Origin of the sequence: Agrobacterium sp. 22094, assembly GCF_052046015.1 — a bacterium.
GTDB classification, from domain to species: domain Bacteria; phylum Pseudomonadota; class Alphaproteobacteria; order Rhizobiales; family Rhizobiaceae; genus Agrobacterium; species Agrobacterium cavarae.
The window spans coordinates 1,384,622-1,411,347 of sequence record NZ_JBQEPX010000001.1 but is presented as its reverse complement, the minus strand read 5'-3'; the positions used below and the strand labels follow the sequence as shown (position 1 = coordinate 1,411,347).

Genomic DNA, 26,726 nt, shown 5'->3' with positions numbered 1-26,726 from the left:
ACGCGGTTAGAAGGGAAGAACGGTGGCCGTGCGAGCAAAAGCTGCCGGCGATGAGAAAATGAAGGCGCCATGACCGCGAACGACAATGCGACCGAACCACAGGATGATCTTGATCCCGCCTCTGCGGAAGCGGGGCTTCCGATAGCCTATGTTGCGGATCTTCTCGTCATGCCAGGCGCCAAGCCCGTTGCGGTTGTTGCGTCACCCAGTGGGGCGGATGGATCGACAGCGACCGTCATGCTGGCAAGAGCGATTGCCGAGCTGGCGCGATCCGTTGTGCTTGTGGACATGACCGCGACGGGGGCTGCTTCGCGGCTGATGGTGTCGGACGAATCGCTCCCGGGCATCATGGATCTCCTGACGGGGGATGCAGCCTTCGGCGAAACCATCCATCGTGACAGGCTCTCCACGGCGCATATCGTGCCGCAAGGCGTGGGCTCGGGACATCGCGTCAGCGGCGTACTCGAGCGGCTCGTGATGGTGCTCGGTGCATTGTCGGGGAGTTACGATACTGTGCTGCTTGAGTTCGGCGCAGCCAATCCTGCTGAAATCTCGCGCATCCTGAAATATGTCGATGCGGATATCGTCCTTTCCGTTCCGGATGGTGATGCTGAGGTGCTTCGTGAGGCAGAGACGGCGTTCCGCGCGAGCGGACACAGCCAGATCATTCCGATGGTATCGGCAGCGAGGGCCTGACCAGACCGCAACACTGACAGCCTGAAACGCATCGTTTTTCACGCTTCCAGCGGAACGAATTATTTCTGCCGTTTCGGACCTGCCATCCATTTGATGATCAGCATGGCCGGCAAGATCCACAGAAGACCGGACAGCACGAAATAGCCGAGGTGAACCCACCACGGCGAGTTTGCCAGCGTTGCCGAGGCGAAGGCTGTGGCAAAAACCGCATAGGTCACGACCAGCAGAATGATGATGATAGTGCCGATGAATGATCTAAGGCGGGGATGCATGGGTGATGTCTCGTCCGTCACGTGTTCCTGGGATTCCTCTATAGCAGCGCCCGTCAAAAACGGTATCGCTTTTCGCAAGCGGATTTGCCGCGACCCGATGCCGCAAAGGCTAACCCCTTGTTTTGCCCAGCCGCTTGAGGCAAACCAATGTTAGGAATTGTGGAGTGTCAAGAATGCGATCCGATACGCTGGCGACGGCGGATGCCTCTGTCGAAAAACGGGTGAAAACGGCTTTGCAGCAGCAGGAGAGCAACCGCAAGCTTCTGCGCATTTGGCTGCGCGTGGTGCTGTTTACGCTGTTCTGTCTCGTCCTCGTGGGTGGTGCCACACGCCTGACCGAATCGGGTCTGTCGATCACCGAATGGAAGCCGATCCACGGCGCCATCCCGCCCTTGACGGTTGCCGAATGGGAAGAAGAATTCCAGCTCTACAAGCGCATTCCGCAATATCAGGAAATCAATCGCGGCATGTCGCTGGACGAGTTCAAGACCATCTTCTGGTGGGAATGGGCGCATCGTCTGCTGGCGCGGGCCATCGGTTTGATCTTTGCTCTGCCGCTTGCCTATTTCTGGCTCACGGGGCGCATCGAGAAACGATTGCGCCTGCCACTGATCGGTCTTCTGGCGCTTGGAGGTTTTCAGGGCTTCGTCGGCTGGTGGATGGTCTCGTCCGGCCTTGTTAACCGCACGGACGTGTCCCAGTATCGGCTCGCGACCCATCTGACGATCGCCTGCCTGATTTTTGCTGGCTGCATGTGGATATTGCGCGGTCTTTCCTATCATTCTCCAGAGGCATCGCACGAGCGCGAGGGCAGGGGATTTGCGGCCCTTTTGGCCGTGCTCTGTCTCGTCCAGATCTATCTCGGCGCACTCGTTGCCGGCCTCAATGCCGGTCTTTCCTACAACACATGGCCGCTGATGGATGGTTCACTGATCCCGGGCGATCTCTTCATCCAGCAACCGTGGTGGATCAATCTCTTCGAGAACCCGAAAACGGTGCAATTTGTCCACCGACTGGGTGCCTATACGCTGTTTGCCGCCACACTCTGGCACATGGTAAGCCTCTGCCGCAGATTGCCGAACACGCCACATGCGAGACGTTCCGTGCTGTTCTTTGTTCTGGTCTGTGTGCAGGCGTGCCTCGGCATCACCACGCTTCTCACCCATGTGGATATCCATGTGGCGCTCGCCCATCAGGGCATGGCGCTGATCGTCCTTGGTTTCGCCATCGCCCACTGGCGCGGTTTCATCGGGGAATACCCTGCGCCCGTATCCGTCGAAGTCAGGGACTGAGATCGTTCAATAGGCCGCGCGCAACCGTCAGGAAGGCGAGACGCTCCAAAGCGTTCTCGCTTTCATCGAGGCGACCATCATCCTCGAGGGACCAGCAGATCGATGCCCCCGCATGCGCAATGGCATAGCGGAGAATTCTTTCTTGCGAGCAGTCTAGCGTTTTTGAAAAAATGGCACAAAGCCGTCTGATCCGTTGCGGATCGACGATATTCGGCAGGGCGTTCAGCGGGTTGCCGAAGATGTTTGCGACATCATAGGCGGGATCACCGACAAGCCCCTGAGGATCGATTGCCAACCAGCCGCGTGGGCCACCCGTGATGATGTTGTCGTGGTGCAGGTCTCCATGCAGCGGCTTTACCATCTGCTGATGAGCGAGCAATTCCCGAACGATCTCGGCACAGTACTGCAAAGGCTCACGCAGGCGCTCATCGCTTTCCGTCTCGGCCCGGGCAAAGAGAGAGCGGAAATGCTGGTCCAACGTCGTGAGCCCGCCGGGAGGTGCTCCGCCTGGCGCGTGAAGTCTCTGGAGAACCTTGCAGATGATTGCATTCGAAGCGTCTTCCCCATGCTGAAAACGGTAAGCGCGAAGCGTCAGATCACCCGCATCTTCCAGCAGGCATTCTGTGCCCCCTTTCTGCAGGAGACGCACGGCACCTTGGCCCTGTCGCCACTCCAGGAAGGTCATGCCGGGAAGCTCGCCCATTCCCCGCGCCTTCAATCGCTTCAAGATCGCTGAGGAGCCATCTGTCAAACCAACCCGGTGGACAATGCTGCTGGCCGTATCGGCAAGAAAAAAGGCGGAGGAAATGCTCCACCGCCTTTTGATCTCATCCGGAATGTCTGACGTGAGGACGCTCTCGCTCATGCCGACAGCATCAGCTCCATGTTTTGAACGGCCGCACCTGATGCGCCCTTGCCGAGGTTATCGAGAACCGCGACGAGGTTGATGTGCTCTGCATTGCCGAAGACGTGGAGCTTCATGATATCCTGGTTTGCGAGTTCTTCCGCATCGATACGCGCGATCGACTTGCTCTCTTCCAGAGGCACGACCTTGACGATGTCCTGTCCGGCATAATGCTGCGTGAGGGCGGCGTGAACCGTTTCCACAGTCGTGCCGTCCTTGAGGTTGGCGGCAAACAGCGGAACCTGGACGATCATGCCCTGCGGGAAGCGACCGACCGATGGCGAAAAGATCGGTGCGCGGTCCAGAAGCCCATGGTTCTTCATTTCCGGCACATGCTTGTGCTTCAGGGTCAGGCCGTAAAGGAAGTTGTTGGCACTGATCGCATCCTCGCGGCTTTGGTCTTCCATCTGCGCAATCATCTGCTTGCCGCCGCCGGTATAACCGGAAACGGCGTTGACGCTCACGGGATAGCCGTCCGGCAGAATGCCTGCGGCACGCAAGGGACGGATGAGGGCGATGGCACCGGTGGGGTAGCAGCCGGGATTGGCGACGAAGCGGGCGGAGCGAACCTTTTCCGCCTGATCCTTGTCCATTTCGGCAAAGCCGTAGGCCCAGTCCGGGTGGATACGGAAAGCGGTAGAGGTATCGATGATCCGAACCTTGTTGTTGCCGGACACCATGGAAACAGCTTCCTTGGACGCATCATCCGGCAGGCAGAGGATCGAGATATCGGCACTGTTCAGCATATCCTCGCGCATGGATGCATTGCGGCGCTCGGCTTCAGGAATCGACAGCAGCTCGATATCGCGGCGGTCGGCCAGGCGCGTGCGGATCTGCAAGCCTGTAGTGCCGTGTTCGCCATCGATGAAGATTTTCGCTGCCATGTCCTTAACCTTACATTTTCAATGTGTTGTGGGAGTTTTCAGACTCGATTTGTTAGCGCGTGGGATGCGGATCAGGTTGATCTTGCAAGCCGCTCGGCACGCAGCCCAAGCATATACATCGCAACCGTTGCCCCGGCAATGGCGGTGATATCCGCATGATCGTAGGCCGGCGCCACCTCCACCACATCGGAACCGCGAATGTCGAGTTGCCCGAGGCCGCGTAGGACAGAGAGGATTTTCGCGCTGGATGGCCCACCAGCCACGGGCGTGCCAGTGCCAGGCGCAAAGGCTGGGTCGAGGCAATCTATATCGAAGGTCAGATAGGTCGGCAGGCCACCCGTGTGCCTGACGATCAGTGACGCGATGTCGGCGGCGCGCATATCCTCAAGCTCGTAGCCATAGAGGATCTTGATGCCGCAATCTTCGGGCGCATGCGTGCGAATACCGATCTGGATCGAGCGATCCGGGTCGATCAACCCATCTCGTACCGCGCGCACGACGAAGGAGCCGTGATCGATCCGCTTGCTATCATCGAACCATGTATCCTGATGGGCGTCGAACTGCACCAGCGCCAAAGGACCGTGTTTGGCCACATGCGCTTTTAACAGCGGCCAGGTTATGAAGTGGTCGCCGCCAAGCGTCAGCAGATAGTCGCTATCGGTGATGATCTTGCGCGCCTCCTGCTCGATGGTCTCCGGTGTCTGCCAATGATTGCCGTAATCCAGCAGGCAGTCTCCATAGTCGATGGTCGGCATGGACTCGAAGAGATCACGTGCGAAGGGATACTGCGGATCATTGTCGAAAATGGCTGAAGCGCGACGGATCGCCTGAGGTCCGAAACGAGCGCCGGGCCGGTTGGATGTGGCAGCATCGAAAGGAATGCCCCAGACCACGGTGGAAGCGCCTTCCAGGTTCTTGCTGTAGCGACGACGCATGAAGGAGAGCACGCCTGCATGGGTCGGATCGCTGGCCGCCGAGGTGAGAGAAGGGGCCGTGAAGGCGTGATCGATCGTCTTTTTAGCCATTGCTCATCCTTCAGTGGAAATATCGAGAATATTCAATATCGCATTAAGCAGTTCGGGATAAGATTGCCTCGTGGTAAACACCTCGTAAACACCTAATCTGATAGTATATCCGACAGCTTCACCGTCGTGTTCGGGTCTTTTTGTCCCCGGCATTTCCAGCAAGCCATGCGTCGTTGCCGATCACCCTGGCGCTTCAGGGGGTCGGAACTGCGCCTGACTCTGTGACCGCCGCTTCTCGAAGGCTAGCTATACGCAACGTGACATGTGGTTTTTATGAACTATCGACCCGAAATTGACGGTTTGCGCGCCTTGGGATTGCTGGCCGTCATTTTTGCCCATGCGGGTTTCGCAGCCTTTGACGGCGGCTATATCGGTGTCGATATCTTCTTTGTCATCAGCGGTTATCTGATTACCAAGGTGATTCTGCGCGAATATGCGGAGGGGCGTTTTTCGATCGGCCGTTTTTATGCGCGCCGCGTCCGCCGAATTCTTCCTGCGCTATTCTTCGTCCTCCTCTGTACAGTACCCTTTGCCTGGATATGGTTGCTGCCGGACGCCTATGAGCAGTTTTCCAAGAGCCTGATGGCGGCGACGCTTTCACTTTCCAACATCTACTTCCTTAGAAATACCGGATACTTCTCCCCCGAGACGGCGGAAGTCCCGCTGATCCACACATGGAGCCTCGGTCTTGAAGAGCAGTTCTATCTGCTTTTCCCGCTGCTCTTTCTGTTCCGGCTGAAGATCAGGACGATCTTCTCCGTTGTGCTCGCTCTTGCCTTGGGCAGCCTGCTCTTGAGCGAAGCCGGCTCGCGCTTTTTTCCCGTCGCCAATTACTATTTGTTGCCGACCCGGGTCTGGGAGATTCTTCTCGGCTCGATCTGTGCATTCCAGATCTTTGGCAAAGACCGGCGTACGAACGATGTTCTGGCGGCAGCGGGCCTGTCCCTCGTCATTCTATCGATCTTTCTGTTCGATCCTTCGCTCAATATTCCTTCGCTGGTGGCTCTGCTCCCCACGGGAGGCACAGCTCTGATTTTGCTGTTTGCCTCGCAGACCAGCGTCGTCGGGCGCATCCTTGCCCTGTCTCCTTTGGTTTGGCTCGGCCGGATCAGTTTCAGTGCCTATCTCTGGCATCAACCCGTCTTTGCGTTCTGGCGCATTCGCAGCCCCGAACCGCCATCAACGATCGTCATGTGCGGATTGATAGGTCTTGTTCTGCTACTCTCGGCCCTGAGCTGGTATTTCGTCGAACAGCCATTTCGTGGCCAACGGGTGCGCTTTGCCAAACTCGCATGGGCGGCCTCCGCCCTGGCTGTCGGGCTGGTGGGCTTCGGCGCCTGGGGCGATGTGAAAGAGGGCTTACCCTCCAGGCTGCCCAACAATGTCAGGGAATTCGTCGATCGCACTACTTGGAACGACAACTGTCTTTTCCAGAGGGAGGACGGCATTCCTGCACTGCCGAGCATGGAGTGCATGTTCAATATCGGCAGCGGCCGGACGATTGCCGTCTGGGGCGATTCTATCGGCGCGTCGATTTCTCCAGCCTTGCACGAGGAGTTCAAGCGCCGCAACATCGGTATGGTGCAGCTGACCCATGGCTTCTGCGCGCCTATCCTTGGCGTCTCTGTTGCAAGAGACGAAGGCGCTGCCAATTGTGAAGAGTTCAACCGGCGCGCATTGGATTATCTGGCGGCCAGCAATGTCGAAACCGTCATCCTGTCGGCCTCGTGGGTCAGCTTCCTCGCGGCACCCTATATGCAGATCGACAGCGAAGTATACGCCAATGGAGCGATCCCGCTTCAGTCGATTGCCGACAATCTTCGTGAGACTGTCCAGCGGCTGGAAGCGACCGGAAAACAGGTGGTGATCGTCTATCCGGCTCCGCGTTTCGATAAGCCGGTGGTCGACCTTATGGCCTCGCGTATATTGCGGGGCGACCCTGCGCCAAGCTTCGAGTTTTCGAAAGCCGATTTCGAGGCGAACACCGGTCGCGCGTACCAATTCCTGAACTCGGGTCTGCCTCAGGACGTCAGCAAGGTGCTGCCGGAGCAGCTCTTCTGTGATCCTACTTCAAAGGGTGGCTGTTACTTTGGCCTGGACGGTGTGGCCTATATCGCAGACAAAGGACATTACACCAGGGCAGGGGCCGAACGGATTGCCGCCGCGGTCGCGGACGAATTGTTTGGTGCCGATGGCATAACCGGATCCATCCCGCTGCCGCTCAACTGACAGCCTGTCTCATCACTGTTAAGAGACAAGCACCAATAGAAAAAGGCGGAGCCGAGGCCCCGCCTTTTCGATTTCTGTATTCCAGAAGCGATTAGCGCTTGGAGAACTGGAAGCTACGGCGAGCCTTGGCCTTACCGTACTTCTTACGTTCAACAACGCGGCTGTCGCGGGTCAGGAAGCCACCCTTCTTCAGAACGGGGCGCAGGCCCGGTTCGAAGTAGGTGAGAGCCTTGGAAACACCGTGACGAACGGCACCGGCCTGACCGGAGAGACCACCACCGGCAACAGTCGCGATGATGTCAAACTGACCTGCACGTGCTGCTGCAACGAGCGGCTGCTGCAGGATCATCTGCAGAACCGGACGTGCGAAATAGGCAGTGAAGTCACGGCCGTTGATGATGATCTTGCCGGAACCAGCCTTGACCCATACGCGGGCTACGGCGTTCTTGCGCTTGCCGGTCGCGTAGGAGCGACCGAGAGTGTCAACCTTGCGGACGTGTACGGGAGCCGAAGCTTCCGATGCCGGGGCGAGGTCTTTCAGGGAGGAAAGATCGGCCATTATCAGGCGCTCCTTACGTTCTTCTTGTTCAGCGATGCAACGTCGAGAGCGACAGGCTGCTGTGCTTCGTGCGGGTGGTTCGAACCAGCGTAAACGCGAAGGTTCTTCATCTGGCGACGACCGAGCGGACCACGCGGGATCATGCGCTCGACAGCCTTTTCAACGACGCGCTCCGGGAAGCGACCTTCGATGATCTGGCGAGCCGTACGCTCCTTGATGCCACCCGGGTAACCGGTGTGCCAGTAGTACTTCTTGTCGGAATACTTCTTGCCGGTGAAGACAACCTTTTCCGCATTGATGATGATGACGTTGTCGCCATCATCGACGTGGGGGGTGTAGGTTGCCTTGTGCTTGCCGCGCAGGCGGGTAGCAACGAGGGTGGCGAGACGACCAACAACGAGGCCTTCGGCGTCGATGATGACCCACTTCTTCTCCACCTCAGCGGGCTTCTGAACGAAAGTAGACATTCTTTTCACTTTCTTTAGGACCCGTCATCCGGCTGTTGCCAGATTGGATGCGGGCGTTTCTTGTTGCTTGATTTGGCCGCATTTGCGCGTGCCGGAAGACATGTATTCCAGGAGAATTCAGTCTGGCGCGCTTATAAGCGGTGTGCCGTAAGCCGTCAACAGGCGCAAAAACGCAACCTTCAAAAATAACGTATAAAAATCAGAGGGTTAATGATGTGGTTTTATAATACCACACAAAATCATGGCGTTCTTAGCCCAAGCGCATGATGAGAACGCCCATCGCGATGATGCCGCCGGCGACATAGCGCCAGAGGCTGGCCTTCTCCTTGAGCAGGAAAACCGAGATCAGGATCGCAAATAGAATGGAGGTTTCGCGCAGGGCTGCGACCACCGCCACCGGCGCCTGCGTCATTGCCCATAATGCAAGGCCGTAGGACAAAATCGAGCCGCCGCCACCGGCAAGACCTCGCCACCAGTTGCGCCTGACATGCTGCACGACCGGCAGATAACCACGTTGATAGAAGGCATAGGAGAAGAGCAGGACAGGCGGGAGCAGGGACATCCAAAGCGTATAGGAAATGGCATTGCCCGAGGTCCGCGCACCAACGCCATCGACGAATGTGTAGCCTGCAATGACCACTGCATTGGCGAGCGCCAGCAAAATGGCCTTTCGACCGCCACGGCGTGCCTCGAAGGCAAGGGTGAGGATGCCCGCCGAAATGACAGCAATGCCGGCGAAGGCAGCGGTGCCCAGCCTTTCATCGAGAAACAGGCTGCTGCTCGCTGCCACGATCAGAGGCGCAACGCCGCGCATGACGGGATAGACGAGGCCGATATCACCGACCGTATAGGCTGCGGCGACCAGCCGGAAGTAAGCAAACTGCAGGAAGGCGGACGCCACCAGAAAGGGCAGCGCGACGAACCCGGGAAGGGGCAGGAACGGCAAGAAGGGAACACAACAGATAGCGGCACCCGCAGCGATCAACGACGCATCCAGCGCCTTGTCCGATCCGGATTTGACAAGGGCGTTCCACGAGGCATGCAGAAGGGCGCCGAAGAGGACAAGAAGCAGGACATCGAGGGACACGGGCGACTCATGAAGCGTCTGGATGGAAATCCGACATTAGAGCATGTGGCGCGAAAGTGTTACGCGGTTTTGCGATGATGAGATGCGACAAAACAAGGCGCTAAAGCTTACAAAGCGAAGCGGAAAACAGCGAGCGACGCCTATGATTCCTTGGCCATCTACGCTGTCAAACGGGGTGAGGGAGGTCTGCTTCCGCACGACGTTGCGACAAGGTTGAACCTCTCGGTGGTCCTCAACAGAGTTGATGACCGCCGAGAGGGTTTCGTTCCGGGACGCACAAAGACGTTCTTGACCGTTGAAACGATGCATCGTGCTTTCCGACAATCGATTTCGATTTCAACGGCGGATGCCGTTGCAGTAGATGGCGTCACGCGTCCACGATGTGACGCTCCACCTTCGCGAGAGCGGTTTCTAGCTCGGCTGCGGTCATTCGCACGCAATAGGCTGGTGTGCCGCGTTCAAAACGCCAGCCTTCAGCCAAACCACCTGCATCCACTGAATCGAATCCGAACTGGTTATAGAGCGTTTTGGCGATCGTCTTTCCCTCTTCATCGTCACCGGCGAGAGGCAGAGCCCTACGCTCGCCAGCCCCCGCAGGCAGGCCGTCCTTTTCCAGATCGTTCATGGTGATGGCATTGAAGGCCTTGATGATCCGGGATTGCGGCAGATGCCGTGCAAGCAATTCGCTCGTTGTGATCTTGCCGTCGTCGAGTTCGACGATCTGCCCATCACGATCGGGATAATAATTGTCTGTGTCTATGACCACCTTGCCGTTGAGAACTGCGACGGGCACCGAGCGGTAGGCCGCAAGGGGAATGGCGATGACGACAATGTCGCCGAATGCCGCTGCCTCATCGACCGTTCCGACCTCGCAACCCACGGCGTGACGCATACTGAACAAGGTGTGCGGTCCGCGTGAGTTGCTCAACATCACCTGATGGCCCGCGCGAACGGCTAGCTTGCCGATGGCTCTGCCGACAAAGCCCGCACCGATGATTCCGATTTTCATATCTCGTCTCCGTGTTGATGGTGAGCGAGGTTTAATTCACGTCGGATATGCGATAAATCACCATGATGAGAGGACATTCCCAACCAGTAAGAGGCAATCATGGATAGGCTCACCAGCATGGCGGTGTTCGTCAAGGCGTCGGAAGTCGGGTCCTTCGCCGCCGCAGCAGATGCGATGGGCATGTCACCGCAAATGGTTGCCAAGCATGTCGTCTTTCTCGAAGACAGGCTCGGCACAACGCTTCTCCACCGCACGACGCGACGGCAGAGCCTGACGGACGTCGGTCGCGTCTATTACGACCGCTGCAAGCTGGTTCTGGCAGAGGCCGAGGCGGCGGAAACGCTGGCCCAGGACATGCGGTCTCTGCCGAGCGGCGTCTTGCGGATCAATGCGCCGATGACCTTTGGTGCTTTTAGCCTGGCACCCTTCGTGACGCGCTATCTCAGGCGATATCCGCAGATGCAAATCGATCTGACACTCAACGACCGGTTCGTCGATCCCCTGGAAGAAGGCTTCGAGGTGATGGTGCGGATCGGGGAGGTCGAGGACACCTCTCTTGTTGCACATGCACTGGCGCCCTATCGGTTGATTGCTTGCGCGTCGCCGGACTATCTAGCCAAACGCGGGACGCCGCGAACACCATCTGAATTTCAGCACCACGATTGTCTGGCCTATGCCTACTGGTCGCCCTCCATCCCTTGCCGATGGCAGTTTACGCGCGCAGGGCAGGTCGAGGAAATTCAGGCGACAGGGAGGATCCGTAGCAACGACTGGAAAATGCTTCTGCATGCTGCAGTGGAGGGCTATGGCATCACGCTCGGACCGGAGGGCGTCCTCAGCGGCGAAATCGCGGCTGGCCGGCTTGTGAGAGTCCTGCCCGATTACGAGGGCCCCTCCCGCCCCATGCATGTTCTCTATCCCGCAGGGCGTCGTCCCACAGTAAAAGTGAAGAGCTTCGTTGACGCCATTGTTGACGAATTCGGTTTGAAATGAGGTCGTCGATCGCGACGATCCCTTCGTCATCCGATAAATGAAGCCGCATATCTGCTGAAGGGAATTGCTGGAATTATGAGCCAAGACAGCCGGTAATCTGGGGAAAACGTCGTGTTTTGAAAAGCCGCGGGCATCATCGACACGCGCAGATTATACAACCCAAGAATGCATGAAGTACTTCATCAAACATCCAAAAAAGTAAGATCGTCACTAAAACTTTGTTTTTATTGAAGCTCAAACGTTTCAGATTGGGATTTGTTATAGACGCGACGTAAATTGCTAATGTAACTATAAGTAGTTTCTAAAGTGATGGTGAACGAAGTTCGAACAAAGGCGGTACGATCGGGCATTTGCCCTGTTGCCGCATAAAAGGGCAGCGCGAGATGCAAATTTACGCATCCTTTTCTGCGCCAGGGAATTCATGCTTTATCCATTACCATCTCGATCTAGAGTTGGATCAGCCACCAAAGGGAGGATGACGATCATGGATCACGACAATTATGCCGACGAGGACATCCGTCGCATTTTGACCGACACGACAACGATCGCGCTGGTTGGCGCTTCTCCAAATTCCGCACGCCCCAGCCATGGCGTCATGTCGTTTCTTCTTTCAAAGGGCTACAAGGTTTTCCCGGTCAATCCAGGCCATGAGGGCAAGGAAATCCTTGGGCAAAAGGTCTACGCCAAGCTCGCTGATATTCCTGAGCCCGTCGACATGGTCGATGTGTTCCGCGCATCGGAATATCTCTCCAGCGTCATGGAAGAGGTGATCCACATGTCACCCCGCCCCAAGGTCGTCTGGGCACAATTGGGCGTGAAAGATTATGATGCCGCGGCGAAGGGGGAGCATTACGGCGTGGAAGTGATCATGGATCGCTGCCCGGCCATTGAGCATCCTCGTCTCAATATCGGACGATAGTTAGGATAGTTCGCACTTATCTTTCGCCGTCGAAGCGATATGATCCTTTCTGTGCTCGTTTAAAAAGACAGTCGGAGGGACACCATGTCAGACCATACGCCGGGCTTTTCTACCCTTGCTATCCACGCCGGTGCGCAGCCAGACCCGACCACTGGCGCGCGCGCCACGCCGATCTACCAGACCACGGCTTACGCGTTCCGTGATTCCGACCATGCGGCAGCGCTTTTCGGCCTGAAGGAGTTCGGCAACATCTATACGCGCATCATGAACCCAACGCAGGCGGTTCTTGAAGAGCGCGTTGCAGCCCTTGAGGGCGGAACCGCGGCGCTCGCCGTGGCGTCGGGCCACGCAGCACAGTTGCTGGTCTTTCACACTCTGCTGCAATCCGGAGACAACTTCGTGGCCGCCCGCCAGCTTTATGGCGGCTCGATCAACCAGTTCGGCCACTCCTTCCAAAACTTCGGCTGGCAGGTGCGCTGGGCGGATGCCGCTGATCCTGCGAACTTCGAAGCCCAAATCGATGGGAAGACGAAGGCGATCTTCATCGAGAGCCTTGCCAATCCCGGCGGCACATTTGTCGATATCTCGGCCATTGCGGAGGTGGCGCACAGGCATGGGCTGCCGCTGATCGTCGACAACACAATGGCGAGCCCCTATCTCATTCGGCCGATCGAACACGGTGCCGACATCGTCGTTCATTCGCTCACGAAGTTTCTCGGAGGCCATGGCAACTCCATGGGCGGCATCATCGTCGATGGCGGCACGTTCGACTGGTCCGCATCGGACAAGTTTCCGGCTCTATCGCAGCCGCGTCCGGAATATTCGGGTGTCGTCCTGCACCAGACCTTCGGCAACTTCGCCTTTGCCATTGCCACCCGCGTCCTCGGCCTTCGCGATCTCGGCCCTTCGATTTCCCCCTTCAACGCCTTCCTGATTCTCACCGGTATCGAAACGCTGCCGCTGCGCGTCCAGCGCCACTCCGACAATGCGCTTGCGGTCGCCAAATGGCTGAAGGCGCATCCGAAGATCGGCTGGGTGCATTATGCGGGGCTGGAAGACAGCGACAACCATGCTCTGCAACAACGCTATTCACCAAAAGGCGCGGGGTCCGTCTTCACCTTCGGTGTGAAAGGCGGATACCAGGCCGGTAAATCGCTGGTGGAAGGATTGCAGCTCTTTTCACACCTTGCCAATATCGGCGATACCCGCTCTCTCGTCATCCACCCTGCATCGACGACCCATGCTCAGCTAACGCCCGAGCAGCAGGTTGCGGCGGGTGCGGGTCCAGACGTGGTGCGTCTCTCTATCGGCATCGAGGATGTGAAAGACATCATCGCTGACCTGGAACAGTCGCTGGCGAAAATCTGACGACCGAAAAACTTGAGAAGCCACAACACGAGAGGACAAGATCGCCCATGGCCCTAACCCTGAATTTCAAGCCTGACGGCGATCTTTCCACCATTCAGCCGGAGGAGGGCGCTCCGGCGCCCGACAGGCTAATTGCTGGCGATCCGAAATTCACCAGCTGGAACCTGGAGGAGGCCGAAGGCGGTCTCTATGCCGGCATCTGGCAATCGACACCCGGCAAGTGGCGGGTAGAATATGATGAGTGGGAGTACTTCAACATTCTGGAGGGTCACTCGATTCTGACGGTGGATGGTGGAGAGCCTATCCACCTGAAAGCAGGCGATCGCCAGATCATCCGTCCCGGCTTTAAAGGCACATGGGAAGTGGTGGAGACGACGCGAAAGGACTATGTGGTCCGGCTCTAGACCAGCCGCGCCACACACATCGTCTCCCTTGCTCATCACGACATTGGCTTGCTCAGCGCAGCGGCCGCAGCTTCATGCTCTGCGGCCATAGTGGCGTCCTCGGCGGTTACTGTCTGCACGCTCTGACGAGCCCCGATGCGATCCATGTAGCGCTGAAATGCGGGCCGGGCCTCCACGAGGCCGAACATCGTCGTCCAGGTAAGCGCGATCCCCCACAGAAGATCGGCGGCCGTGAATCGCTCGCCGAGCAGGTAGGGTCCCTTCTCCAGCTGCACTTCCAGCATGTCGATCAGCGAGTCGTAACTCGCATAGGGTGTTTCATTGAGAGAGCCCGGCTCGCGTTTCATGTAGCGGTCATAGATGGCCGGTTCAAAGCAGCTGCCATAGATGAACAGCCAACGGACATAGGCGCCACGATCCGGGTCGGTGAGGGAAGGGGCAAGCCCGGCTTGTGGGAAGAGGTCGGCCAGATAGAGATAGATCGCGCCCTGTTCGGTGATCAGCGTATCACCGGCGCGCACCGCCGGTACCTTGCCGAACGGGTTGATGGTCAAATACTCCGACCGTCTTTGTTCGCCTGCCTTCATGTTCAGGACGTGCAGCTCATAAGGCACGTTCAACTCCTCCAGCAAGATGCGGGTACCGGTGGCACGTGTCTGCGGCGAGTAGAAGAGTGTGATTTCTTGGTTCGTCGTCACCGGTCGTCTCCCGTGCTGATTAATCTCGCGATTTCGCGATGACGAGAGATTGCGCTTCCATACCTGTCAGATCATGTCAGGTTGGATTAGACATAGATCGAGAAACAGGATTTTTCGATGCGTGCGAGCCGGCTGATCAACATCCTCACCACCCTTCAAGCGAAAGGGCTGGTGACGGCTGAGGTGCTGGCTGCGGAGAACGATGTCTCTATGCGAACGATCTATCGCGACATCGATGCGCTTTCGCTCTCAGGTGTCCCAGTCTACAGCGAACGAGGCTCGGATGGTGGGTATCGTCTTCTTGATGGTTATCGTGTGCGCCTCAATGGGCTGACACCGTCCGAGGCGGAGGCCATGTTTCTGTCGGGTATTCCCGGCGCTGCCGCCGATCTCGGCTTGGGGGCGCTGATGGCGGGCGCGCAGAAGAAACTGACGGCCGCCTTGCCGGAGGATTTGCGTGAAAGCGCGCGACGCCTGCAGACGAAATTCTATCTTGATGCACCAACTTGGCTCGCCGAAGGTGAGCAGCCGCATTATCTGCAAGCCATCGCCGGTGCCGTCTGGAGTTCCAAGCGCATCCGCATCCGCTATCGGTCATGGACAGCTGAAAAAAACCGGGTCGCAGAACCGCTTGGCATCGTCATGAAAGGTGGTGCCTGGTACGTCGTCGCACGCGTTGACAACACACCTCGCACCTACCGCATATCCCGCGTCCTCGACCTCATCGTGACCGATGAAGGCTTCGACTGGCCGAAGGGTTTCGACCTGGCGGACTATTGGAACGAGAACACCAGAAGGCTCGAGCTCGATCTTTATCCGAACTGGGCGACGATACGAATTTCACCCCACGGCTTGAAAGAGATCGAGCATACCGCTCCACCTTACGTCCGCGCCAATATCGGTTTTGTCGGAGAGGCCGACGAGGCTGGGTGGCAGACGGTGCGGCTGCCGGTGGCGCATAGGCGTATGGCCGTCCATGAAATGTTGAAACTGGGGCCGGAGGTGGAGGTGATCGACCCACCGGAATTGCGAGACGCCATGCGTCAAGCGATCGAAACGCTGATGCACCGTTATGCGCAGGGAGCAGACGACCTCACCAAGTGAGGTCGAGCCGTTCCAGACCGTGAAAATGATAGACGTCCTTGACCTTCGGCTGTCTCGCCAGCTTGAGATGTGGCAAGCGCTGGAAGAGAAGAGGCAGGACGATATTCAGTTCCAGCCGCGCCAGCGGCGCGCCGATGCAGAAATGGATGCCCGCACCAAAGGAGAGATTCGGCGCCTCGGCACGATCCGGCTTGAAGGTGAGGGGATCGCTGAATTTTAGCGGATCGAGATTGGCGGCGGCAAGAATGAGGCTGACCTTGTCGCCCCGCTCGAATTTTACGCCATCGATTTCCACCGGCTCCAGAGCCCAGCGCTGAAAGATATGGACGGGTGCACCGACGCGAAGCGTCTCTTCCACGGTCCGTTCGGTCGTTTTCTCGTCGCCGAAGAGCGATTTTGGGTTGAGCCCGCTTTCCAGAATGACGCGCACCGAGTTGCCGATCTGGTGGACGGTTGCTTCATGCCCGGCGTTGAGAAGGACGATCGTTGTGGAGATGAGTTCATCATCGGTCAAAAACTGGCCCTTATGCTCCGTATGGATCATGTGGCTGAGCAGATCGTCCTTCGGCTCGGCCCGGCGTTCGGCAATCACGATACGCACATAATCGGCGAATTCCTTGGCCGCGCGGTCGGCGGCAAGCTCATCTTCGCGGCTGCGCTTGAACATGTACATGCCGACATAGGCATGCGACCATTTGAGTAGCTGCGGCCCCATTTCTTCAGGGATCCCGATCATCCGGGCAATCATCGTTACCGGAATGATATCGGCGAAAGAGGACAGCAGCTCCGTCTGACCGTCCTTTTCGAAGCGGTCGATAAGCCCGTGGGCCAGCGTCTCGATCTCAGGCTTCATCTTCTCCACGTGGCGGGAGACGAAGGCACGGTTCACCAGGGTGCGCAGCCGGGTGTGCTCCGGTGGCTCGATCTCGAGCAGGGAATGACGCTCTGCCGCATCGAAATTCTGAGTGTGTTCGAGCGGCTCGGGCAGGCCAAGTTCTTCTCGTGTGGCAATGTGGAGGATCTGCCGCCCGAAGCGACGGTCACGCAACAGCGCGTTGACGTGATCATAGCCGGTGAAGAACCATTGCTTCTGTTCCTCCCAGTAGAAGGTTGGACAGTGTGCGTGGAGAAGAGCGTATGTGGCGTTTGGATTGCCATAAAACGCCGGGTTACGGGCGTCTAGCGAAACGGAACGCGCTTGCGCGTCGATGTGGATAAAGTCGGGCATGGTGTTCATGCCCAACCTCTACAGCATCGGCCCGAAAATCGGAATCGATTTTCGGAAAGCACGATGCGTAGATTCAAAAAGTTAGAGCGTCCTTTGTGCGTCCTAAAGGACGCACGGCGCTCTAGCGAAAACAAAGCCGACGGGAAAGGGAGGCAAGGCTGAGAATAGACAGTCAGTTGCTACCCATAGCCGCGATGCGGTTGAGTGCCGCGACCTGCCGGTCGGCATTGTTGTCATGCGGGTCTTCGCCGCGGTCGTCGGCCGGGAGCACGACATTGGCAATGCCGTCATTGACGACCGTGCGATTGCGGCCTGCGGATTTCGCTGCATAGAGCGCCCGGTCCGCCATCTTCAGCATCAGATCCAGTTCCGCCTCCGCGATCGGGGCGGAGTAGATGCCGATACTCACCGTGGAGGTAAAGCTTTCCTCTCTCCCCTCGGTGGAAAGACGAGCGAAATAGACACGCACGCCATCGACTATCCTCAGCGCAGCGTTCAGATCGTCATGGGGCAACAGATAGGCAAACTCTTCGCCACCCATGCGCACGAAGATGCCCTTGCTGCCGACGATGCGATTGACGAGATCGCAGAATTGAACCAGCACCTCGTCGCCGCACTGGTGACCATGGCGGTCGTTGATCTTTTTGAAATGATCTATGTCGAACAAAGCAAGCAGGAGTTGTGATGAACGATGTTCCGGCGCCTTCCTGATCTCAGAATAGGCTTCCATCAGTCCGCGCCTGTTGAAAACGCCTGTCAGATGATCGGTGATTGAAAGACGGTGTAGTCGCCGCTCGTTGTCCTCCATGAACATCTTCAAGGCAATCATCATCAGCACGACGAAGCTGAAAGCGGCCGAGTAGGCGACCGGTGCGGTCAGCGGCAGCGTCTGGCCGGCAAGCGAATCGTAGGGAATGATCAGGGCTGCGGTCAGAGGACCGATCAGCGCGTGCACGACGAGGGCTACGGCAAAGATCTTGCGCGTCGTTGAGACCGGCTCTTTGGAGGTCAGCACGACGCCGGTGATGGTGAAGTAACCGACTGCCGCGCAGGCATGATAAACGAGGACACGTGCCAGCATGCTGTCGTACACCGCCGGCAGAAACATGAAGGCCAGCCACAAAAGCGGTGGAATGAAAATCCACCCCTCGATTTTCCGCTGCTCAAGGCGAAGCAGGCCGGCGAGCCAGAAGCCGAAGGCCGAAAGCGCAAGCGTGTTGCCAACGGTGATCGTCCAGAAATCAGCGAGATAACCCCGTTGCGCTACGAGCGCAGAACCGGCGCCCACCGCTGCAAAGCCGCAGGCGAAAAACAGGTGATGTTTCTTGGAGGACGAATGAAGCCAGAGCACGGCCAGCAATGCAGCGAGAGTCGATGTTTCCAACGACCAGAGAAGCATGCCTGTTTGGGCCTGGAACACAGCGCAATCCTAGTTAAATTTCAATGAGTCGCTTCGTCTGACCGTCGAGTGTGATCGAGGAGTAAGGTCGAGAACGCCACTTCGACGTGTAGTCCTGCGAAAGGCAACTTTCAACGAAAAACTCTCACGCAAAGTATCTTCCTCACGTTACGTAAAGAATTCGTCACCCCTCGTTCCGCTTAACCGCTTGTTGACCAGTCCGGCTGTTCGTCGTTGATGAGGAAGCGACGCAAGCCACGAGAGGCTGGTCGGCAAGGGATTTCATCTTTAAAGCGGTGGAAGAATTGTCCTCGCTATTAAGGATATCCGCTGCCTCAGTCTTGAAGTGCCGACCAAGGACACTCTATGTAGTGAGTTGACGAATAATGATTCCGGGCGCTCGGAGCTTCCGGGCTAGAATTGGATAAAGGACGGACATGACAAATCCAGTTGATACCGCCATGGCTCTGGTGCCGATGGTCGTGGAGCAAACCAACCGCGGTGAGCGCTCCTATGACATCTACTCCCGTCTTCTCAAAGAGCGCATCATCTTCCTGACAGGTCCTGTCGAAGATCACATGGCTTCGCTCGTTTGCGCCCAGCTTCTGTTCCTCGAGGCCGAAAACCCGAAGAAGGAAATCGCGCTCTACATCAATTCCCCGGGTGGTGTCGTAACAGCCGGCATGGCGATCTATGACACGATGCAGTTCATCCGTCCCGCCGTCTCCACTCTTTGCGTTGGCCAGGCGGCTTCGATGGGCTCGCTGCTTCTGGCAGCCGGCGAAAAGGGAATGCGCTTTGCAACGCCCAACGCCCGCATCATGGTTCACCAGCCGTCCGGCGGCTTCCAGGGCCAGGCATCCGACATCGAGCGTCATGCCCGAGACATCATCAAGATGAAGCGTCGCCTGAACGAAGTCTATGTGAAACACACCGGCCGTACGTTGGAAGACGTTGAAAAGACGCTCGATCGCGACCATTTTATGGATGCCGGAGAAGCGAAGGACTGGGGCGTGATCGACAAGATCCTCACTTCCCGCCAGGAAATCGAAGGCATTTCCGTGAATTAAAGCGACTGCTTGACGATGCCGGTTTATTGGCCTGATCGTAATTCTGGGCTTTAAACCGGCGAATAAAGCGATAATAGTACATATTAAGGCTATGTTGAATTTTTATGACGTAGTCTGAACCAAGCTCTCCCGAACGACGTAAAGCTTTGAGGGAGGGCATCGGAAGACATACCGGAGCACGCGTGTTCCGGGGTTTTAAGGGGAATTCGTTGCCGCCGTGCGTCAGTTCATATATCTGATACGGCTAGTACCCCGGGAACGAAGCGGATGCGAAGGCCCGAAATGGCGGTCGCATTTGCAGGCGGTAAGTTGACCGCGATCCGCTTTGCGGACCTGCGGCGTGCTGGAAGGAAAGAGATATGAGCAAAGTCAGCGGCAGCAACGGCGGCGACTCGAAAAATACACTCTATTGTTCATTCTGCGGCAAGAGCCAGCACGAAGTCCGGAAGCTGATTGCCGGGCCGACAGTGTTCATCTGCGATGAATGCGTCGAATTGTGCATGGACATCATCCGCGAGGAGAACAAGAGTTCGATGGTGAAGTCGCGTGAGGGTGTTCCCACCCCGCAGGACATCATCAAGATCCTCGACGAATACGTCATCGGCCAGAAACAGGCGAAGAAGATCCTGTCTGTTGCCGTTCATAACCATTACAAGCGCCTCGCGCATGCCTCCAAGAACGGCGATGTGGAACTGGCGAAATCGAACATCATGCTGGTTGGCCCGACCGGTTGCGGCAAGACCTATCTTGCCCAGACGCTGGCGCGCATCATCGATGTTCCCTTCACCATGGCGGATGCAACGACGCTGACCGAAGCCGGTTATGTCGGTGAAGACGTCGAAAACATCATTCTGAAGCTGCTCCAGGCTGCCGACTACAATGTCGAGCGCGCCCAGCGCGGTATCGTCTATATCGACGAAGTGGACAAGATTTCCCGCAAGTCGGACAATCCGTCCATCACGCGCGACGTATCGGGCGAAGGCGTTCAGCAGGCACTTCTGAAGATCATGGAAGGCACGGTCGCATCCGTTCCTCCGCAGGGTGGTCGCAAGCATCCGCAGCAGGAATTCCTGCAGGTGGATACGACCAACATTCTCTTCATCTGCGGCGGCGCATTTGCTGGCCTCGACAAGATCATCTCTGCCCGCGGCGAGAAGACATCCATCGGCTTCGGCGCGACGGTCAAGGCAGAAGACGATCGCCGCGTTGGCGAAGTGCTGCGTGAACTGGAACCTGAAGACCTGGTCAAGTTCGGTCTCATCCCCGAATTCATTGGTCGTCTGCCGGTTCTGGCAACGCTCGAGGATCTCGACGAGGATGCGCTGATCCAGATCCTGTCCGAACCGAAGAACGCTCTCGTCAAGCAGTACCAGCGCCTGTTCGAGATGGAAGATGTTGAACTGACATTCCACGAGGACGCGCTTCGTGAAATCGCCCGTCGGGCCATCACCCGTAAGACCGGTGCTCGCGGTCTGCGCTCGATCATGGAAAAGATCCTGCTCGACACCATGTTCGACCTGCCGACGCTGGAAGGCGTCCGCGAAGTGGTGATTTCGGACGAGGTCGTCAGCGGTCTCGCTCGCCCGCTCTACATCTACGCCGATCGTCAGGACGAGAAAGCGAATGTGTCGGCCTGATTACCAGGGCTGATCGCAATCAAATGGAAAAGGCTCGCCATTGGCGGGCCTTTTTTCCGTTTTAAGCCTCGAAATAGCGAATAACCGTGCCCGTGTCCGATTTTGAGTTGGAGCGGATTATGCTTTGCTGATAGAGTCTTACCAGTGATTTGTGTGATGGCGTGACGTTTTGGTGAAGGTCGCTCATCGAATCCACCTTCGCGGGGCCCGGCAGGGGTGGAGAGTAAAAAGCGTATTCACGCCCATCGTTTTTTCAAAGGTATGCGGCCCCACGATAGACAGCGGGTTGCTGGTTTCCGTGACTTGAAAATGACAGTGCGAAACTCCACTTTCAGTCACGAATAAGAATATGCCGGAAACTTCCCAAGACGTCCGGCAAGCGTCCCGAATAGGGACCATGGAAAGGAAATGATATGACGAACATCACGTCTGCTGCATCTGGCGGTACCTATCCCGTACTTCCTCTGCGCGACATTGTCGTTTTCCCACATATGATCGTTCCATTGTTTGTCGGACGCGAAAAGTCCATTCGCGCACTGGAAGAGGTCATGGGCTCCGACAGACAGATCATGCTTGTCACGCAGATCAACGCGAGCGATGACGATCCGGATCCGTCTGCGATTCACAAAGTGGGCACGGTTGCCAACGTTCTTCAGTTGCTGAAGCTGCCCGACGGTACCGTCAAGGTTCTTGTCGAGGGCAAGGGCCGCGCGCAGATCGAAGAATACACCGGCCGCGAAGACTTCTACGAAGCAACCGCAACGATCCTGCACGAGCCGGAAGAAGATGCCGTTGAGATCGAGGCTTTGTCTCGTTCCGTCGTGTCCGAGTTCGAAAGCTACGTAAAGCTCAACAAGAAGATTTCGCCGGAAGTGGTTGGCGCAGCTGGACAAATCGACGACTATTCCAAGCTCGCCGATACGGTTGCCTCGCACCTCTCCATCAAGATCACCGAAAAGCAGGAAATGCTCGAAACGGTGAGCGTCAAGCAGCGCCTGGAAAAGGCTCTCGGCTTCATGGAAGGCGAAATTTCCGTTCTGCAGGTTGAGAAGCGCATCCGCTCGCGCGTCAAGCGCCAGATGGAGAAGACCCAGCGCGAATATTACCTGAACGAGCAGATGAAGGCGATCCAGAAGGAACTCGGCGACGGCGAAGACGGCCGTGACGAGATGGCCGAACTGGAAGAACGCGTCGCCAAGACCAAGCTCTCCAAGGAAGCCAAGGAAAAGGCCGAAGCGGAGATGAAGAAGCTTCGCCAGATGAGCCCGATGTCGGCGGAAGCCACCGTCGTGCGCAACTATCTGGACTGGCTGCTCGGTCTGCCATGGGGCAAGAAGTCCAAGGTCAAGGTTGATCTGAACGCTGCCGAGCAGGTTCTGGATCTGGACCACTTTGGTCTCGACAAGGTCAAGGAACGTATCGTCGAATATCTGGCCGTACAGGCCCGTGCCACGAAGATCCGCGGACCGATCCTATGCCTCGTCGGCCCTCCAGGCGTCGGTAAGACCTCGCTTGCGAAGTCCATCGCCAAGGCAACTGGTCGCGAATATGTTCGCATGGCGCTTGGTGGCGTCCGTGACGAAGCGGAAATTCGCGGTCACCGCCGGACCTATATCGGCTCCATGCCGGGCAAGATCGTCCAGTCGATGAAGAAGGCTAAGAGGGCGAACCCGCTCTTCCTGCTCGATGAAATCGACAAGATGGGCATGGATTTCCGTGGCGACCCATCGTCGGCTCTGCTCGAGGTGCTGGATCCGGAACAGAACTCCACCTTCATGGATCACTACCTGGAAGTGGAATACGATCTGTCCGACGTCATGTTCGTGACGACCGCCAACACGCTTAACATTCCTGGTCCGCTGATGGACCGTATGGAAGTGATCCGTATTGCCGGTTACACCGAAGACGAAAAGCGCGAGATCGCCAAGCGGCACCTGCTGCCTAAGGCAATCAAGGAGCATGCCCTGCGTCCGGAGGAGTTCTCCGTGACGGATGGCGCCTTGATGGCCATCATTCAGCAATACACCCGCGAAGCCGGTGTTCGTAACTTCGAACGTGAGCTGATGAAGCTTGCCCGCAAGGCCGTCACCGAGATCATCAAGGGCAAGACCAAGTCGGTCGAAGTCACGGCTGAAAACATCAACGACTATCTGGGTGTGCCGCGCTTCCGTCACGGCGAGGCCGAGCGTGAGGATCAGGTCGGTGTCGTCACGGGTCTGGCCTGGACAGAAGTGGGGGGCGAGTTGCTCACCATCGAAGGAGTGATGATGCCGGGCAAGGGTCGTATGACCGTGACCGGTAACCTGAAGGAAGTGATGAAGGAGTCTATCTCGGCGGCGGCATCCTATGTCCGTTCGCGCGCGGTCGATTTCGGCATCGAGCCTCCACGCTTCGACAAGAGCGACATCCACGTGCACGTGCCGGAAGGCGCAACGCCGAAGGACGGTCCGTCTGCAGGTGTCGCCATGGCAACGGCCATCGTCTCCATCATGACAGGTATTCCTGTCTCGAAGGACGTGGCGATGACGGGCGAGATTACGCTTCGCGGTCGTGTCCTGCCGATCGGTGGATTGAAGGAAAAGCTGCTTGCAGCACTTCGCGGCGGCATCAAGAAGGTGCTGATCCCAGAAGAAAACGCCAAGGATCTGGCGGACATTCCGGACAATGTGAAGAACGGCATGGAGATCATTCCAGTGTCCCGCATGGGTGAGGTTCTTGAGCATGCTCTGACCCGTAAACCGGAGCCGATCGAGTGGGACGGCAGCATCGAAACGCCGGTGATTGCGACTGTTGAAGGTGTTGATGACGGCGGCCAGACGATCGCCCATTAAGATTTTGAGCGATCTATGGTGCTAAATTAGCACAGAACTTCTGGAAGGCCGGCGGAAATGCCGGCCTTTTTTGTGAAAAAACCACGAGACCTCTTGTTTTTCAGGCGATTCCATCGCTTTTGGGTGGCGGTGCGCGAATAGAACTCTATTCTGCGCGGACCTGATTTTGAGTCGTTTCATACCACTGAAAGGGATGGAAACATGAACAAGAACGAGCTCGTTTCCGCAGTTGCCGAGAAGGCTGGCCTGTCCAAGGCTGATGCCGCTTCTGCCGTTGACGCCGTATTTGAAACTGTACAGAACGAACTGAAGGCTGGTGGCGACATCCGTCTCGCTGGCTTCGGTAGCTTCAGCGTCAGCCACCGCAAGGCAACCAAGGGCCGCAACCCGGCGACCCGCGAAGAGGTCGATATTCCTGCTCGCAACGTCCCGAAGTTCTCTGCAGGCAAGGGCCTGAAGGACGCGGTCAACAGCTGATCCGTCCCGACCTCATCTCGCATGAGGTCAATGACAATTCGATATCCTGCAAGCCCGGCCTCCGCGCCGGGCTTTCTTTTTGACCATCTTGCGTTGTGGCTTGGCGTACCATATTTCTATTTCGCCGGTCCTTCCGGCATTCGTTCTCAGGGCGGGGTGTAATTCCCCACCGGCGGTGAGAGGGAAACCTCAAGCCCGCGAGCGCCTGTTCTTCGAAAGAGGGCAGGGTCAGCAGATCCGGTGCAACTCCGGAGCCGACGGTATAGTCCGGATGAAAGAGAATGAGGTCAGGCTGCGCTCTCATCTGCGAAAGCAGGGGGAGGCAGTGCGCGTTTCATCGTGTCCTTGCCGATGCGGTTTCCGTCGTCCTCATCTGTCCTGATTTGTGTTGGTCCTTTGGAAAAGGAAACATGACATGAATCAGAGCACTGTTTCGCTCTTCCGCTCCCGGGCCGTTCTCGGCGCCGGTTTTATGGTTCTGGCGGGTATCGCTTTCGCCGCACTCAACGTCGTCACCCAGGAACTTGCCATGACGCTCGGCTTTCCGCCGGCGTCCACAGCTTTCTGGCAATATGGTTTCGCGCTCATCCTCTCGCTGCCCTTGCTGGTTCGGCTAGGCCTGCGCGCAATGAAGACCGATTATCCCTTCCGGCACATCTTCCGTGTCCTGCTTGCTGCTTTCGGTGTTCAGGCCTGGGTGACGGGACTGGTGACAGTGCCGATCTGGCAGGCGATCGCGCTTGTCATGACCTCGCCCTTCTTCATCATCATCGGCGCTCGGCTCTTCCTGGGTGAAACCGTCGGCCGCGACAGATGGCTTGCAACACTCACGGGTTTCATTGGCGCGATGATCATCCTGCAGCCATGGTCGGACAGCTTTACCAAGGCCGCGCTGCTGCCTGTGCTTTCGGCATTGCTGTGGGGTGGATCGTCATTGATCATGAAGAACCTCACGCATCACGAGCCGCCCGAGACGGTGACCGTCTGGCTCCTCGTCCTGCTGACGCCCATCAATGCGGGCCTTGCCGCAGCCTCTGGCTTTGCTGTTCCGGAGGGTCTTGCGCTCTGGCTGCTGCTTGCGGCAGGGCTGCTGACGGCGCTTGGGCAATATCTCCTGACGCTCGCTTACAACGCGGCTGATGCGGCCTACGTGCAGCCCTTTGATGATCTGAAGCTACCGTTGAACGTTCTTGCAGGCTGGCTGGTGTTTGGCTACGCACCGAGCGGCTATCTCTGGCTGGGTGCTACTCTTATCCTCTTCGCGTCACTCTTCCTCATGCTGCGTGAAGCCAGCAAGGAAGCGGTGCCCATCTCGTGACGGAAAATGCAACCACACCGGGCGCGCTACGCCCGGTGCCATGGCCAAACGCCTAAGGCATCGACCCGAACATCGAAATCGATGTTCGGAAAAGCACGATGCATAAAGTCAAAGACTGAGACGCGTCCTCTGTGCGCCCCATAGGACGCATGTCGCGCCAACCGCTCGTCAGGCGTCGAAGGTGCTCTTCTCCGATGGGATTCGCCGAGGGGAGAGCACGCATAGGACATGAGCGGCAGCAAGCCGTCCACAAGGCACATGCGAATGACCTTCGATCAGTGCGAAAACGTCTGTAGGAAAGGGCGTCGTTTTTTAAAGTGAGGTGAGTTTCATAAGCTCATCGCTGCTTGTCCTGATTCTCCGAATCGTACTGAACCCATCGGAAAAAGAAATAAATCGGCAAGGCAATAAGCGCCAGGGTGGCGAGCGTGTGTACTGACATGGTTCATCCCATTACTCGCGTCTTCATCATGAGGACGACGAGATACTTATGGTGCGAAACCTCTTTATAATTCTTGAATCGCTCAATGAGCGGACTGTCCGATTCTGGGACAGGGCGTGGAGCAACAAACGCGGAGTCAAACTGAGCTGGCTCAAGCATCGCCGGTTGCTCGGATCATCAGCGAGCGACACACACCAGCACCAGCAGAGCTCGACAAAGGTAGTGCGAGATCAGGGCTGTCGAAGAGACAGCCATTTAAGTTTAAGTCGTGACATCTGGGAAGAAAATGGTGGGCGATGAGAGACTCGAACTCCCGACATCCTCGGTGTAAACGAGGCGCTCTACCAACTGAGCTAATCGCCCTTCGCGTCTTGCAGATCGTGTCTGCCGCGTCGGTGGCCGTGATCTATTCGG

24 protein-coding genes, 1 tRNA gene and 1 riboswitch are annotated in these 26,726 nt (G+C 57.3%); of the genes, 13 read left to right on the top strand and 12 right to left on the bottom strand.

The window, feature by feature from the left end; all coding sequences use genetic code 11:
- Positions 1–69 precede the first annotated feature (69 nt).
- Positions 70–696 (top strand): hypothetical protein, encoded by a 627-nt coding sequence (locus tag ACTJK5_RS06750; protein WP_440612049.1) that lies wholly within the window; start codon positions 70–72, stop codon positions 694–696.
- Between the two features lie 59 nt (positions 697–755).
- Here the strand turns inward: ACTJK5_RS06750 and ACTJK5_RS06745 are convergent, their stop codons facing one another.
- The gene (locus tag ACTJK5_RS06745) at positions 756–968 is read right to left on the bottom strand and encodes a DUF2842 domain-containing protein (protein ID WP_440612569.1); all 213 of its coding nucleotides are present in this window, start codon (positions 966–968) and stop codon (positions 756–758) included.
- A 173-nt stretch (positions 969–1,141) separates the two neighbouring features.
- Here ACTJK5_RS06745 and ACTJK5_RS06740 point away from each other — a divergent pair, with 173 nt between their 5' ends.
- Positions 1,142–2,260: a COX15/CtaA family protein gene (locus ACTJK5_RS06740; RefSeq protein ID WP_440612048.1), complete on the top strand. Its 1,119-nt coding sequence runs from the start codon at positions 1,142–1,144 to the stop codon at positions 2,258–2,260.
- On the opposite strand, the gene ACTJK5_RS06735 is transcribed toward ACTJK5_RS06740, so the two are convergent.
- The 3 genes from ACTJK5_RS06735 to speB all read right to left on the bottom strand — a co-directional run bounded on the left by ACTJK5_RS06735 (position 2,250) and on the right by speB (position 5,073).
- The gene (locus ACTJK5_RS06735; RefSeq protein ID WP_440612047.1) at positions 2,250–3,125 is read right to left on the bottom strand and encodes an aminoglycoside phosphotransferase family protein; all 876 of its coding nucleotides are present in this window, start codon (positions 3,123–3,125) and stop codon (positions 2,250–2,252) included. The two genes, ACTJK5_RS06740 and ACTJK5_RS06735, sit on opposite strands and share 11 nt — an antisense overlap.
- Positions 3,122–4,048, bottom strand: coding sequence for an N-acetyl-gamma-glutamyl-phosphate reductase (gene argC, locus ACTJK5_RS06730; protein WP_113179480.1), 927 nt, complete (start codon positions 4,046–4,048; stop codon positions 3,122–3,124). Before argC ends, ACTJK5_RS06735 begins: the two co-directional genes overlap by 4 nt.
- Before the next feature lie 71 nt (positions 4,049–4,119).
- Entirely contained in the window at positions 4,120–5,073 is a 954-nt protein-coding gene (speB, locus tag ACTJK5_RS06725) for an agmatinase (protein ID WP_113179481.1), read from the bottom strand.
- A 273-nt stretch (positions 5,074–5,346) separates the two neighbouring features.
- Here speB and ACTJK5_RS06720 point away from each other — a divergent pair, with 273 nt between their 5' ends.
- Positions 5,347–7,302, top strand: coding sequence for an acyltransferase family protein (locus ACTJK5_RS06720; RefSeq protein ID WP_440612046.1), 1,956 nt, complete (start codon positions 5,347–5,349; stop codon positions 7,300–7,302).
- Positions 7,303–7,393: 91 nt separating this feature from the next.
- Here the strand turns inward: ACTJK5_RS06720 and rpsI are convergent, their stop codons facing one another.
- The 4 genes from rpsI to ACTJK5_RS06700 all read right to left on the bottom strand — a co-directional run bounded on the left by rpsI (position 7,394) and on the right by ACTJK5_RS06700 (position 10,460).
- Positions 7,394–7,861 (bottom strand): 30S ribosomal protein S9, encoded by a 468-nt coding sequence (rpsI, locus tag ACTJK5_RS06715; RefSeq protein ID WP_045018729.1) that lies wholly within the window; start codon positions 7,859–7,861, stop codon positions 7,394–7,396.
- Positions 7,862–7,863: 2 nt separating this feature from the next.
- Complete coding sequence (gene rplM / locus ACTJK5_RS06710; protein ID WP_062425555.1) at positions 7,864–8,328, bottom strand: 50S ribosomal protein L13; 465 nt, start codon at positions 8,326–8,328, stop codon at positions 7,864–7,866.
- Positions 8,329–8,578: 250 nt separating this feature from the next.
- Positions 8,579–9,415 (bottom strand): DMT family transporter, encoded by an 837-nt coding sequence (locus ACTJK5_RS06705; protein WP_111847862.1) that lies wholly within the window; start codon positions 9,413–9,415, stop codon positions 8,579–8,581.
- Positions 9,416–9,782: 367 nt separating this feature from the next.
- A complete protein-coding gene (locus ACTJK5_RS06700; RefSeq protein WP_440612568.1) occupies positions 9,783–10,460 on the bottom strand; it encodes an NADPH-dependent F420 reductase in 678 nt (225 codons plus the stop codon).
- A 63-nt stretch (positions 10,461–10,523) separates the two neighbouring features.
- On the opposite strand from ACTJK5_RS06700, the gene ACTJK5_RS06695 reads away from it, so the two are divergent.
- The 4 genes from ACTJK5_RS06695 (at position 10,524) to ACTJK5_RS06680 (ending at position 14,108) form a co-directional block, all read left to right on the top strand.
- On the top strand, positions 10,524–11,417 hold the full coding sequence (locus ACTJK5_RS06695; protein WP_440612045.1) for a LysR family transcriptional regulator: 894 nt from the start codon (positions 10,524–10,526) through the stop codon (positions 11,415–11,417).
- Between the two features lie 484 nt (positions 11,418–11,901).
- Entirely contained in the window at positions 11,902–12,336 is a 435-nt protein-coding gene (locus ACTJK5_RS06690) for a CoA-binding protein (RefSeq protein WP_112952656.1), read from the top strand.
- 84 nt (positions 12,337–12,420) lie between these two features.
- Positions 12,421–13,704: an O-acetylhomoserine aminocarboxypropyltransferase gene (locus ACTJK5_RS06685; protein WP_113272261.1), complete on the top strand. Its 1,284-nt coding sequence runs from the start codon at positions 12,421–12,423 to the stop codon at positions 13,702–13,704.
- A 47-nt stretch (positions 13,705–13,751) separates the two neighbouring features.
- Entirely contained in the window at positions 13,752–14,108 is a 357-nt protein-coding gene (locus ACTJK5_RS06680; RefSeq protein WP_130977420.1) for a cupin domain-containing protein, read from the top strand.
- Positions 14,109–14,143: 35 nt separating this feature from the next.
- On the opposite strand, the gene ACTJK5_RS06675 is transcribed toward ACTJK5_RS06680, so the two are convergent.
- Entirely contained in the window at positions 14,144–14,806 is a 663-nt protein-coding gene (locus tag ACTJK5_RS06675; protein ID WP_335322658.1) for a glutathione S-transferase family protein, read from the bottom strand.
- A gap of 117 nt (positions 14,807–14,923) precedes the next feature.
- Between ACTJK5_RS06675 and ACTJK5_RS06670 the strand changes: the two genes are divergently transcribed.
- Entirely contained in the window at positions 14,924–15,910 is a 987-nt protein-coding gene (locus tag ACTJK5_RS06670; protein WP_335322657.1) for a helix-turn-helix transcriptional regulator, read from the top strand.
- On the opposite strand, the gene ACTJK5_RS06665 is transcribed toward ACTJK5_RS06670, so the two are convergent.
- On the bottom strand, positions 15,900–17,147 hold the full coding sequence (locus ACTJK5_RS06665) for a cytochrome P450 (RefSeq protein ID WP_440612044.1): 1,248 nt from the start codon (positions 17,145–17,147) through the stop codon (positions 15,900–15,902). The two genes, ACTJK5_RS06670 and ACTJK5_RS06665, sit on opposite strands and share 11 nt — an antisense overlap.
- A 163-nt stretch (positions 17,148–17,310) precedes the next feature.
- Entirely contained in the window at positions 17,311–18,558 is a 1,248-nt protein-coding gene (locus tag ACTJK5_RS06660) for a GGDEF domain-containing protein (protein ID WP_440612043.1), read from the bottom strand.
- Positions 18,559–18,974: 416 nt separating this feature from the next.
- On the opposite strand from ACTJK5_RS06660, the gene clpP reads away from it, so the two are divergent.
- The 5 genes from clpP (at position 18,975) to ACTJK5_RS06635 (ending at position 25,870) form a co-directional block, all read left to right on the top strand.
- Positions 18,975–19,607 carry an ATP-dependent Clp endopeptidase proteolytic subunit ClpP gene (clpP, locus tag ACTJK5_RS06655; protein ID WP_335322654.1) on the top strand — a complete coding sequence of 211 codons (633 nt, stop codon included), beginning with the start codon at positions 18,975–18,977 and terminating at the stop codon, positions 19,605–19,607.
- Positions 19,608–19,966: 359 nt separating this feature from the next.
- Entirely contained in the window at positions 19,967–21,244 is a 1,278-nt protein-coding gene (gene clpX, locus ACTJK5_RS06650; RefSeq protein ID WP_062425546.1) for an ATP-dependent Clp protease ATP-binding subunit ClpX, read from the top strand.
- A gap of 413 nt (positions 21,245–21,657) precedes the next feature.
- A complete protein-coding gene (lon, locus tag ACTJK5_RS06645; protein WP_440612042.1) occupies positions 21,658–24,075 on the top strand; it encodes an endopeptidase La in 2,418 nt (805 codons plus the stop codon).
- A 201-nt stretch (positions 24,076–24,276) separates the two neighbouring features.
- Positions 24,277–24,552 (top strand): DNA-binding protein HupB, encoded by a 276-nt coding sequence (gene hupB / locus ACTJK5_RS06640; RefSeq protein WP_062425544.1) that lies wholly within the window; start codon positions 24,277–24,279, stop codon positions 24,550–24,552.
- Positions 24,553–24,690: 138 nt separating this feature from the next.
- Positions 24,691–24,839, top strand: a riboswitch (FMN riboswitch).
- Between the two features lie 128 nt (positions 24,840–24,967).
- Positions 24,968–25,870, top strand: coding sequence for a DMT family transporter (locus ACTJK5_RS06635; RefSeq protein WP_440612041.1), 903 nt, complete (start codon positions 24,968–24,970; stop codon positions 25,868–25,870).
- Positions 25,871–26,599: 729 nt separating this feature from the next.
- Here ACTJK5_RS06635 and ACTJK5_RS06630 read toward each other — a convergent pair.
- Positions 26,600–26,675, bottom strand: a tRNA-Val gene (locus ACTJK5_RS06630).
- Between the last annotated feature and the right edge of the window lie 51 nt (positions 26,676–26,726).